Genomic DNA, 11,104 nt, shown 5'->3' on the forward strand with positions numbered 1-11,104 from the left:
AAACTGTACACCGCGGATTGCCTGCCGAAAAAGCAGGCAATCCATTTGCATATAGAGCAGGAGGACGACATTATGACAGAAAATCCTTCTTCGGAATTCATTCTATCCGTCCGGGAGGTAAGCAAAACATTCCCGGGCGTGAAAGCGCTGGATGACGTATCTCTGCAGATACGCCGCGGGGTTGTTCATGGGATCGTGGGAGAAAACGGAGCAGGCAAGTCGACGCTGATGAAAATCCTCTCCGGCGTTTATACAAAGGATTCCGGGAGCATCCAGTTTGACGGGCAAACAGTGGAGACGACGTCGCCGATGGAATCGCTGCGCATGGGACTGAGCATTATTTACCAGGAATTCAGTCTGGTAAATTCCATGACGGTAGGGGAAAACATTTTTCTTGGAAGATTTAAAGAGGCGGGCGGCATGAGGGGAACGCACCAGAAGGCGAAGGAGCTTCTGGAACGGATCGGTTCGTCCATCAGCACGCGGACACTTGTGTCGGAGCTGAGTACCTCGGAAAAGCAGATGGTGGAGATTGCCAAGGCGCTTTCCTTTCAGTCAAAGCTGATCATTATGGATGAGCCGTCCAGCAGTCTGACGGAGGAGGAGCTTGCGAGTCTGGGAGAGATCATCCGGCAGCTGCGCGGGCAGGGGATCTCGATCATTTACATCAGCCACAAGCTGGATGAAATCTTTGAATACTGCGATTATGTGACGGTCATGCGTGACGGCCATGTGATCGATACGCGTCCTGCCGGGGAGCTCAGCCGCCGGGACATGGTAAGTATGATGGTGGGCAGGACCATTGAGAATGAATACCCGGAACGGCCCCACTGTGTTGGCGGACCGCTGATGAGGGTGGAGCATTTAAATACGAGAAAGCTTAAAGATATTTCCTTTACGCTGAATAAAGGGGAGATCCTTGGTCTGGTCGGTCTTGTCGGCGCAGGAAGAACGGAGATCGTGCGGGCGATTTACGGGGCGGATAAGGCAAAGCAGAAGGAAATCCGGATCGACGGGGAGACTGTGAATATTACATGCCCGCAGGATGGAAAAAAGTACGGAATGGCGTTTGTGCCGGAGGACCGGAAGCAGCAGGGGCTGGTGCTGCCGTTTTCCGTGGAGGCGAATATTTCCATGGCGAATCTGCCGAAGGTGAAAAAGGGTGTTTTTCTGTCGAGAGGAAAGGAGCGTCAGATGGCGCAGCGGCAGATAGAGGAGCTGCTGATCAAGACCTCTTCTGCGCAGACGCCGGTTGTGGAGCTGTCCGGCGGAAACCAGCAGAAGTGCATTATCGGGCGCTGGCTGGAGACGAGTCCGCGCATCCTCATCCTGGACGAGCCGACGCGGGGGATTGACGTGGGTGCAAAATACGAGATCTATATGCTGATGAAAAAGACGGTGGAGGCAGGAAGCTCGATCATCCTGATCTCATCGGAGCTGCCGGAGGTGCTGAATATGAGCAACCGCGTGCTGACGATCGCGAATGGGCGCATTACCGGGGAATTTGACCCGGAGCAGACCTCGGCGCAGGAAATCATGAATATGGCGATCGGCTGAGAGAGGAGGAAAGGCTGTGAATACAAAAACACGCGCGAATTCGTTTTTGCAGGAAAATCTGGTCCTGGTGACGATCGTGATCCTGGCGGCAGTGACGGCTCTGATGGAACCGAAATTTCTCACCGTGGCGAACCTTGGAAATCTTTTGAACCAGTTTGGACCGCTGAGCTTTGTGGCGCTTGGGATGACGATCGCTATCATCGGCGGTTATATTGATCTTTCGGTGGCGGGAATCGTATCTCTTTCCGCGGTGTTTACAATTTCCATGATCGACGTGCTTGGACAGACGGGCGCGCTGCTTGCAGGCTTGCTTGCGGGTGCGCTGATGGGGCTTATAAATGCGCTTGCGGTAATAAGCTGCGGGGCGCTGACGCAGGCGAAGGCTCTGTTTATGAGCTACGCGCTCAGCGCGGTGTACAGCGCTGCGGCACTTCTGTACACGGGCGGAGCAACGCAGCATATGTCTCACCTGAATTCTTCGGTGACGCTGCTGCGTGGCATTGGTTCCGGCAAGGTCGGTTTTATTCCGGTATCCTTCCTGCTGTTTTTTGCGCTGATGTTTGCGCTGCATCTTTTTCTGAACCGGACACAGACCGGGCGGGAGATCCAGCTTACGGGAGCCAATATTACAGCGGCGGATATGGTTGGCATTCCGGTGAAGCGGCGGGTAGCGCTTGTCTATGTGCTGTCCGGCGTGCTGTCGGCATTTGGCGCGATCGTGCTGTTTTCGCGTACGACCACGGCATCGCCGCTGATGGGCGCAAACTATGAGACGAACGCGATCCTTGCAGTGGTAGTGGGCGGTACTTCGCTTTCGGGCGGCCGCGGCAGTGTGATCCGCACCATGCTCGGCGTTATGCTTGTGACACTGCTTTCCAACTGTCTGAATTTACTTGGCGTATCAACCTATATCCAGTCGGTGTGCGAGGGCATCATCCTGATTATTGCTATCTGGATAGACCGACGCAGAACAAAGTGAGGTGGGACGAATGCACGTATGGAGAAAAATCTGTAAAGTAATGGAAAAACAAAAGGCGCTGACGGCGATTCTTTTGATGCTGTTTTTGATGATTTTCTTTGACACCAGATTTTACACGACGTATAATCTTCTTGATATGCTGAATTCGGCGGCGATCCTGGAGATGCTTGCCTTTGGAGTGACGCTGGTGATCATCTGCGGCGGCGTAGATTTTTCAATTGGTTCGATGATGAGCCTTTCGGGAATTATCACGATTAAGCTGATGGATTATATGCCGCTGTGGGCGGCGATCCTGGCGGCGGTTGCCTGCGGGGCGCTGGTTGGTTTTGTCAATGGCTTTCTGGTCGTACGGCAGAAAACGGAGCCGTTTATCATCACGCTCGGCATGGGAATGCTGCTCAAAGGCATTGCCCAGCAGATTACCGACGCGCATCCGGTTCCGGCAAAAAATCTGTCGTTCATGAAAATTGCCAACGGAAAGCTGATCGCCGGGATACCGAATCTGATCATTATCATGCTGGTGATGCTGGTGCTCTTTTTCTGCATTCTGCGGTTTACTTCTTTTGGCAGAAACTGCTATGCGATCGGCGGCGATTATAACGTAGCCGCGCAATCCGGCATCAAGGCGGAAAAAATAAAGTGGATGACCTTTGTGATCTGCGGGGCGATGGCCGCTTTCTGCGGCGTACTGCTCTCCTCACGGCTGAACACCGGCTCGTCCATTTACGGAGACAGCACCGCGCTGTCTGTGAACTGCGGCTGTGTGGTAGGCGGCACTTCTTTTGCAGGCGGCGTCGGCGGGATCGGGCAGTCCTTTGTGGGCCTGCTTGCAATACAGCTTCTGGAGAACTGCATGAATATGCTCGGCATCAGCGCTTACATTCAGCAGGTGTGCAAGGGCATCATTATTTTGCTGATTCTCTGGGCGGATAATTATGCGCAGAAAAGAAAGGCGGAGGCAGTATGAAAAATGCGTGGTATCTTGCGATCGACGGCGGGGGAACGAAAACGGAGTATCGTCTGCTTGACGGACAATTCCGGGCGGCGGAGCGCTGCCTGGGCGGATGCGTGAATCATGATTTCCTGCCGGGCGGATGGGAGGATACGGCGCGTGAGCTGAGGAGCGCGATCGCTGACCTGCTTGGGCGAAGAGGGCTGCAGATCGGTGATATTACGGATACGGTGGCGGGGTTGTCCGGTGTTGACAGCCGCACAGATCAGATAAATATTGAGCGCTGCCTGCGGGATATCGGGCTTACGCGGTTCCTGGTGTGCAACGATGGTTTCCTGCCTGTAAAGGCGGAGTGCAATGGCTGGGGAATCGCCTATAACTGCGGGACAGGCGTATGCTGCTGCGGGATCAGTGAAGAGAGCAGGATGATAAAGAGCGCCGGACTGGATGAGTGGTCCGGGGATGCCGGAGGCGGCAGATGGATTGCCGTGCACCTTTTCCGGGCGGTGTATCAGCGCCTTTTCCTGCATGGGGAGAATACGTATCTGACGGCGGCGTATCAGCAGAAATTCGGATGCCGGAGCGAGGAGGACATTCTTGATTCGCTGACGCTTCTGAAGGATCCGACAGAGCATCCGGAGGCGGCAAGAGCAGCGGTGGAGCTGTTCTTTGCGGCGTTGGAACAAAAGGATGAGGACGCGCAGACTCTGGCAGAGGAAATGACGGACTGCACGGCAGAAAATATCAGCGTGGTCTGCCGCAAGCTTGGCTTTGCACAGGCGCAGATCCCGGTTGTACTTACCGGCTCTGTCCACACAAAGGCGGCGAACCGGACATATCTGGACTTACTGGAGAAAAGGGTCCAGAAGGCGATGGACGGGCGCGCGGAAATTTTTCCGGCATCAAAAGAGCCTGTTGCGGGCGCGCAAAAGTGGCTTGAGGAGCGGGCAGCCAATGCTTCGGGATCTGCTTGACACATCTGGCAGAAAATGTTATAGTTTTAACAAATAAATAAAAATCTTTATAAGGGTTCAGATGAGGATCTGATGAAAAGGGAAGCGGGGTGAAAATCCCCCACAGCAGCCACTACTGTAATTGCGGACAAGAAACGAAGGAACCACTGCCTTTGGCGGGAAGGTGTTTTGCGGATGAAGCAGAAGTCAGGAGACCTGCCTTTATAATATGCAGAAGTATTTCCGGGCAAGGGGAAAGAAAGCTGTTGCAACTGAAACGGCAGGAGACTTTTTCGATCTTGGAAAGGTCTCTTTTTTTATTCCCGCGAGGGTCAAATACGCCGCCCCCTGGGCGGAAAGAACAAGCAGGTCGTGCCCCGCAGCTTGCTGCAGGGTATTTGACTAAAATAAAAAAGCAAAGGAGAAAAAGTATGAAGCACATGAAAAAACTGGCAGCACTGCTTTGCTGCACATTTCTTTCGGCAGCAGTGTTTGCGGGAGTAAGCGCAGAAGAAGCAGAGAACAAGGAGACAATTACCCTTACGGACAATGCGGGCAGAGAGGTGGAACTGCCGTATCCGGTATCTACGTGCGTGGTGGCGAACCGCTACAACAGCGAACTGATCCGTGCGTGCGGAGCGATCGATCACATTATTTCAGTGGATAGCAATACGGCGCAGGACAGAGAATACTGGGGGATGTTTGACCCGGACAATGTTATCGGAAAGAGCCAGACCGAGCTGAACTATGAAAAGATTGCGGAGCTGGACCCGGATGTACTTATTCTGCCGGACAACGGTTCCTATGAAGAGGCAGAGGGACAGCTGGAGCCGTTTGGGATCAAGGTTTTTGTGATTTCGGGATACGATACGTCGGATTTTAAAAATCAGGTAGAGAACATTGGAAAAATGTTTGATGTCGAGGAATCGGCGCAGGAGTTCTACAATTACTTTAATGACAAGCTGGAGTACATCAACACGCAGCTGGAGGGGCAGGAGAAAAAGACGGTTTATTTTGAATCGACTACCGATTATAATACGACCCTGCCGGGAGATTTCTTCTACGATATGATTGCCTATGCCGGCGGAGAAAATATTTTTGCGACAGATTTTGAAAATATCTCCAAGAGTGACGTAGATCCGGAGGAAGTGATCGTGCGCGACCCGGATGTGATCATTAAGCTGATCACGCCGGAAAAGGCAAATGCAGGCACCGGTTTATACGAGCCGCCGACAAAAGAGGACTTTATTAACTGCTACGAGAATCTGATTTCCCGTGCGGGATGGGATGAGATCACCGCGGTGAAGAATGATGATATTTATTTTATGACACAGTTCAGCCACGGCGGCGCCTGCAAGCTGGTAGGAACGATGTATGTGGCAAAGATGCTCTATCCGGATCTGCTGCCGGATCTGGATCCGGACGAGGTATTCCGCGCATGGATGGAGGACTTCCAGGGGTTTGAAAACGTGGAGGGACACTTCTACAGCGCATCTGAGCTGAAGCAATGAGCGGAAAAGAAATTGCAAAGCGGTACGAGGTTTCTGCGCGCAGAAACTGGCTGCTGATCATTTTGTGTCTGATATTGACAGTCATTCTGGCTCTGGTATTTACGGCGATGGGCGCGGCGGATACCAGCGTGGCGGATGTGTGCAGAGCGGCGGCCGGCTGGCTGCGGGGTGAGGAACCGGGCAAGCAGGAAAAGGTGATCCTTTTCCTGCGGCTCCCAAGGGTTGTGATGGCGGTGCTCGCAGGCTTCGGACTTTCCGTATCCGGAGCGGCGATGCAGGGAGTGACGAGAAATTCTCTGGTCAGCCCCTTTACTATTGGTATTTCCAACGCGGCGGCATTTGGCGCATCGCTTTCTATCGTGTTTGGCATGGGGCTGTTTGCCGGTACAGAAGCCGGTATCGTGCTGAACGCATTTATATGGGCAATGGGATGTACGGTGCTGGTATACATGATCTCTCTCAAGGTCGGAATGGGACCGGAAGCGATCGTTCTGACGGGAATTGCGCTGAATTACCTGTTTAGCGCAGCTACCTCAACCATTGAATTTTTTGCCAGCGAACATAAGCTGGCGCAGGTAGTGCAGTGGGCGTTCGGGTCTTTGAACGGCGCGCAGTGGCAGGAAGCGGGAACGGTAGCTGTGGTAGTACTTGTTTGTCTGATCCTGCTTTATTTTCATGCTCCTGCGCTGAATGTAATGTCCTCCGGGGACGACGAGGTGGCGAAATCTCTGGGTATCCGTGTGGAAGCTGTGCGCGTGCAGGTGGGGATCCTTTCTGTGCTGATGACGGCTGCGGTGATCAGCTTTACCGGTGTGATCGGATTTGTCGGTCTGGCAGGACCGCATATCGCACGCATGATCATCGGAAATGATCATCGCTATCTGCTGCCGTTTTCGGCAGTGACGGGCGCGATTCTGATGTTGGTTGCCGATACGATCGGGCGGCTGATTCTGGCGCCGGTCACGATCCCGGTTGGAATCATCATTTCATTTTTGGGCGTCCCGATCTTTATCAATTTGATTTTATCAAAACGAAAGGGGTATTTCCAATGAGTCTGAAAGTGGAGAATATTTCGTTTCGCTACGGAAAGCGGCTGATCCTAGATGATATCTCTTTTTCCGTTGCTACGGGCAGTGTGATGGCACTGCTTGGGCAGAATGGAACCGGGAAGACCACGCTGTTAAAGTCACTGTGCAGCATTCTGGAGCCTTTTGCGGGAAAAAGCTGTGTGGATGGAGAGAATCTCTTTGAAATGCCGGTCGGGAAGCGCGCAAAGTATGTGGCGTATGTACCGCAGCATATGGGCAATATTTTTCCGGTCCGTGTGGTGGATGCGGTCATGATGGGGAGGATGCCGTTTGTCCGCTTTAATCCGGGAAAAAAGGACAAGGAGCTGGTATATGAGCTGATCGAGAAGATGGAGCTGGAGCGGTATGCGTTTACAAAAATTACAGAGCTGAGCGGCGGAGAGCGGCAGCGCGTATTTATTGCAAGGGCGCTGGCGCAGCAGCCGCAGATCCTGCTGCTGGATGAACCGACCAGCAGCATGGATATGAAAAACCAGCTTCATACCATGGAGATCGTCAGACAGCTTTCCGGGGAGGAACAGCTTACCGTAGTAATTTCAATCCATGATCTCAATCTGGCGGCAATGTTCTGCGATCAGTTTTTGATGCTGAAGGATGGAAAGATATTTTCCCTTGGTTCGGCGGAAAAGGTGATCACAGAGGAAAACATCCGGGAAGTATACGGAGTAAGCACGGAAATTATGCCGATTGACGGCTGCCGTCACATGGTTTTAAAACGCACGGTATGACGGCGGCGAAAACTATAGAAAAGAGAAATAAAAGAACCCGAACGCAGTTTTGCGACTTTTGTTTGCGAAAGTCTTAATTGCAATGCAAGAATATGCAGACCACCCTCTCTTGCAGCCTTATCGCCCCGGTGGGGAAAGAAGTGATAATCCATATGTAAATTTCTATTGGGATTATTATTCTTAGGGAAAACTTTGTTATGCAAAAATCGACTATCCAGCAATGGAAGAAATCATTGACATTATTCACCGTAATCACGATGTTGCAGTTATAGCACATTCCGGCGTAAATCTGAAAGGCAGAGAATATCTGCTTGAAGATATTTTAAAACTGGGGATTGATGGTGCCGAAGTGTTCAGTAGTTACTACAGCCCGGAACAGGCAAGAAGATTTTATGAAGCTGCACCAAAAAGTCCGGGAGTAAATGTGTAAGACGAAAAAATGTTCGATTTGTGCCGAAAACGGTTGAATGTATATCCGGAAAGATTTATAATATTCCTATCGGGGGACAAGGAGGAAAGTATGAACCAGGAAGCACAGGAATACTATAATATTGCCGGATGGGTGAAAGATAAAATCAACTACAACCGGATTTCAAAATTCAATTCCAATAAGCGCAGGCAGGTTCTGTACGGGCAAATATGGTACTGCGATTTGGGTTATAATATTGGTACAGAAAAAAATAAGATGCGCCCGGTACTGGTGATGTCAAACAACCGGATCAATAATTCGGAAAAAGTGGTTGTTGTGTGTATTACTGATGCAAAGGGAAAGACGAACGCCAATAACTTGCCAGCCCAGGATTCGTGGTTTTTACTTTATTCCGATACGGAAGATGATGATAAGATGATCTGTCCGGGAAGGCAGGTCCCTGCATCTATGCATACATATGCATTCCTTGATAAGGACAGCATGGTACAGTGTGAGGAAATCCGCGCAGTAAGTAAGTCAAGGCTGGACGCGGTAAGGGGTTGTATCGGAACATTAACGCCAGACGATTTTGAACTGGTAAAAGGGAAGTTTAGGCGGGCGTATGGACTGTAAAAATGGTGTTGACAAGGGAAATCTGTTTGCATATAATAAAAATAAGCAAGAGATACTATGATTAAGTCCCACACTTGGGAAACCAGGGCACAGTGGGTACTATATAAATGTTTCAAAGAAGCCGTAGGGCCGAAAGGTATAGCTTCTGGAGGCTCCCCAGTTTAGCTGGGGAGTTTTTCTGTATGTTTTTTAGTGAGCGGAGAGTGCGCGCAATGTAGGATCTGGCAGGTATACAGCAGAGCTTGCACGCTTTGCAAATGAGTGTTTTTATGACATGTGTCAGAAATATACGGATAAATTTCTTTCATTTGTTGCGGTTCTGCCATTGTATGACATGGAAAAATGGTTACTTCGTGAAAATCCTTGCATTTTCTATCTCTTTCTTGTATACCATAAGTGTGAATAGCGGTGCGTCTCTAAGGAGCGTACTTGGGAGAATCGGATGCGGCCGGTTCTCCTTTTAATTTGCGTTAAAAGTCAGAAAAAACAGCCAATTATATACGACCGACTGACCTCTGCCCATACTGCTCCCATTCTCCGCTGCCTGGCAGCACCCGCCATCCTGTAATGGGACAGGGGCGCTGCGCTTTCGCTTCAGCCGCCTGTGTATCCGACTCCGACGTCTTCCTTCCGGTAGATGGATGCGTCTATATCCCCGGAGCGGTCAAACATTTCTATAGTATCCTTTGAACGCGAGGAGGCGTCTGCGGCGCTGTTCAGATTTTTTGCAACAGCGTTTTTAAAATCGTTCCCGAACTCTTCCGGTATGCGGTTCACAACCAGAGGAATCAGTTCTTTGTTTGCTTTTTTTGGGTTGGAATCCTCCGCCTTTACTGCAATATAAAGGTCGGCAATAAATTCGGAGAGCTGCTTTACATTATTTGCCAACCCGGCCCCCTTTGCCGCGCCTCGGATAGTCGGGTTGTCTGAAGCGGCCATCAGAGTACGCAGCAGATCGAGAAATGTGTTCTTCATTCCGGTAGCTTCAAGTACTTTGCCAAGCGCTTCCGCTGTTTTCACAATGTCGCCGGGTTTTTCGGAGGTTTTCTTGCCGGAGCCTTTTTTGTCGGCGGCGGCTTTGGCGTTTTCGAGCTTCCTGTACGCATATTTCAGATTGTTGCGTTCCCCTTTGATTTCGTTGGCTGTGGCATAATTTCCGGAGCCGGCGCACCGGGCGTCATAAAACTGTTTAATATTATTGTAAGTCCGGACAAATTCCTCCAGGGCAGCGGCAGGATAGCCGGTGGAAACGCCGCCATATCTTATGGAATAATTATAGGCGGTAATAATGCTGCCCTGGTATCCATCCAGTTCCGCTTTCAGCTTTTTCGCTTCGGCCGTACGCAGATATTCACACTGTGAAAGCACCGTTTCCATAGCGGTGGTCGCCGCGTCGACCTCGGCTTGCGTGGCGTCAGGGTTATTCAAGGCCTCCAGGCCCACGGTTCCGGCGGCTACAAGAGCCTTGTGGCTGTTTTCTGTAAGCTCGTCCGGGGAATTCGCCTGATTCCTCCGCAGATATTGCTGGACGCGGGAAAATGCGTCCTCCAGCCTGCTTTTGTCAGCCTTTTCTGTCTCGCTTTCCGGTGAATTTTCACTTTGCAGTGGAAGCGGGAGCCAGGGGGTGATTTCTGTCTGCAGTTCGGATTCGGGAGTATCGGAAGAAGCTTCAGAATCCGTCTGCGGGGAGTCGGGTTCCTCCGGTTCCGTTTCTGGCTCCGTTTCATAATAATGTGCATGTATTGCCGGATAAGGGGGATAGAATCCCAAATTCTCCTTCACGTCCCAGTATGAATAGCAGAAGAAACAGTCGCTGCCACATGCGGCGGCAGGCTTGTACGGCTGATCAAAAAGCTCTTCGCCCCCATATTCTTGCCACCAGAGAAAATAGCCATTACTATAATATGGGAAAATATGTCCTGTTCCGCTGTGAATTTCATAATAGCCCATCGAATTTATATTTGAAGACGGGTAGTAGGGATATGGCATCGGGTCTGAGGTGGGCAGTTCTACTCCGTCCGGATTGCTCTTGCTGGTGCAGTGAAGTACATAAATGATCGTAGGAGTCATCATTTGGGCATAGGTAGGCCGCCTGCCATTATAGCGATCCTGATATACAAACCATTCGCCAGGCGACGGTGAAAGAGAAAGCTGCGAATCGGTTTCTGATTCTGTTTCGGGACTCGTTTCCAACGGCAGCTCCGATTCTGTTTCGGGACTCGTCTCCGGCGGCAGCTCCGATTCTGTTTCGGGACTCGTTTCCAACGGCAGCTCCGATTCTGTTTCGGGACTCG

At 51.1% G+C, this 11,104-nt stretch carries 10 protein-coding genes and 1 riboswitch; of the genes, 9 read left to right on the forward strand and 1 reads right to left on the reverse strand.

The annotated features are described in order from the left end of the window. The first annotated feature begins 72 nt into the window (after positions 1-72). From ACLU9Q_RS06615 to ACLU9Q_RS06655, 9 genes are all read left to right on the forward strand, one after another. On the forward strand, positions 73-1,557 hold the full coding sequence (locus ACLU9Q_RS06615) for a sugar ABC transporter ATP-binding protein (protein WP_296908130.1): 1,485 nt from the start codon (positions 73-75) through the stop codon (positions 1,555-1,557). 16 nt (positions 1,558-1,573) lie between these two features. Next, positions 1,574-2,536, forward strand: coding sequence for an ABC transporter permease (locus ACLU9Q_RS06620; RefSeq protein ID WP_296908128.1), 963 nt, complete (start codon positions 1,574-1,576; stop codon positions 2,534-2,536). Positions 2,537-2,546: 10 nt separating this feature from the next. After that, entirely contained in the window at positions 2,547-3,503 is a 957-nt protein-coding gene (locus ACLU9Q_RS06625; RefSeq protein WP_296908126.1) for an ABC transporter permease, read from the forward strand. Next, the gene (locus ACLU9Q_RS06630) at positions 3,500-4,462 is read left to right on the forward strand and encodes an N-acetylglucosamine kinase (RefSeq protein ID WP_412624806.1); all 963 of its coding nucleotides are present in this window, start codon (positions 3,500-3,502) and stop codon (positions 4,460-4,462) included. The genes ACLU9Q_RS06625 and ACLU9Q_RS06630 overlap by 4 nt, the downstream gene beginning before the upstream one ends. Before the next feature lie 36 nt (positions 4,463-4,498). Beyond that, a riboswitch (cobalamin riboswitch) is annotated at positions 4,499-4,680 on the forward strand. Between the two features lie 192 nt (positions 4,681-4,872). Then, complete coding sequence (locus ACLU9Q_RS06635; protein WP_296908121.1) at positions 4,873-5,952, forward strand: ABC transporter substrate-binding protein; 1,080 nt, start codon at positions 4,873-4,875, stop codon at positions 5,950-5,952. Beyond that, positions 5,949-7,004 carry a FecCD family ABC transporter permease gene (locus tag ACLU9Q_RS06640; protein WP_296908119.1) on the forward strand — a complete coding sequence of 352 codons (1,056 nt, stop codon included), beginning with the start codon at positions 5,949-5,951 and terminating at the stop codon, positions 7,002-7,004. The genes ACLU9Q_RS06635 and ACLU9Q_RS06640 overlap by 4 nt, the downstream gene beginning before the upstream one ends. Further along, a complete protein-coding gene (locus ACLU9Q_RS06645) occupies positions 7,001-7,768 on the forward strand; it encodes an ABC transporter ATP-binding protein (RefSeq protein ID WP_296908117.1) in 768 nt (255 codons plus the stop codon). Before ACLU9Q_RS06640 ends, ACLU9Q_RS06645 begins: the two co-directional genes overlap by 4 nt. 220 nt (positions 7,769-7,988) lie before the next feature. Next, positions 7,989-8,198, forward strand: coding sequence for a hypothetical protein (locus ACLU9Q_RS06650; protein ID WP_296908091.1), 210 nt, complete (start codon positions 7,989-7,991; stop codon positions 8,196-8,198). Positions 8,199-8,288: 90 nt separating this feature from the next. Beyond that, a complete protein-coding gene (locus ACLU9Q_RS06655) occupies positions 8,289-8,810 on the forward strand; it encodes a type II toxin-antitoxin system PemK/MazF family toxin (protein ID WP_296908086.1) in 522 nt (173 codons plus the stop codon). Positions 8,811-9,404: 594 nt separating this feature from the next. Here ACLU9Q_RS06655 and ACLU9Q_RS06660 read toward each other — a convergent pair. After that, positions 9,405-11,104 (reverse strand): hypothetical protein (locus ACLU9Q_RS06660; RefSeq protein WP_302225346.1); only part of this gene is annotated, 1,700 nt, incomplete at its 5' end.

The organism is Marvinbryantia sp., assembly GCF_047017445.1.
GTDB lineage: Bacteria > Bacillota > Clostridia > Lachnospirales > Lachnospiraceae > Marvinbryantia.

What these genes read in the sequence shown, in the direction of transcription:
- ACLU9Q_RS06615 (WP_296908130.1), top strand. Translation starts at nt 73, where the DNA reads ATGACAGAAAATCCTTCTTCGGAATTCATTCTATCCGTCCGGGAGGTA.
- ACLU9Q_RS06625 (WP_296908126.1), top strand. Translation starts at nt 2,547, where the DNA reads ATGCACGTATGGAGAAAAATCTGTAAAGTAATGGAAAAACAAAAGGCG.
- ACLU9Q_RS06630 (WP_412624806.1), top strand. Translation starts at nt 3,500, where the DNA reads ATGAAAAATGCGTGGTATCTTGCGATCGACGGCGGGGGAACGAAAACG.
- ACLU9Q_RS06635 (WP_296908121.1), top strand. Translation starts at nt 4,873, where the DNA reads ATGAAGCACATGAAAAAACTGGCAGCACTGCTTTGCTGCACATTTCTT.
- ACLU9Q_RS06640 (WP_296908119.1), top strand. Translation starts at nt 5,949, where the DNA reads ATGAGCGGAAAAGAAATTGCAAAGCGGTACGAGGTTTCTGCGCGCAGA.
- ACLU9Q_RS06645 (WP_296908117.1), top strand. Translation starts at nt 7,001, where the DNA reads ATGAGTCTGAAAGTGGAGAATATTTCGTTTCGCTACGGAAAGCGGCTG.
- ACLU9Q_RS06650 (WP_296908091.1), top strand. Translation starts at nt 7,989, where the DNA reads ATGGAAGAAATCATTGACATTATTCACCGTAATCACGATGTTGCAGTT.
- ACLU9Q_RS06655 (WP_296908086.1), top strand. Translation starts at nt 8,289, where the DNA reads ATGAACCAGGAAGCACAGGAATACTATAATATTGCCGGATGGGTGAAA.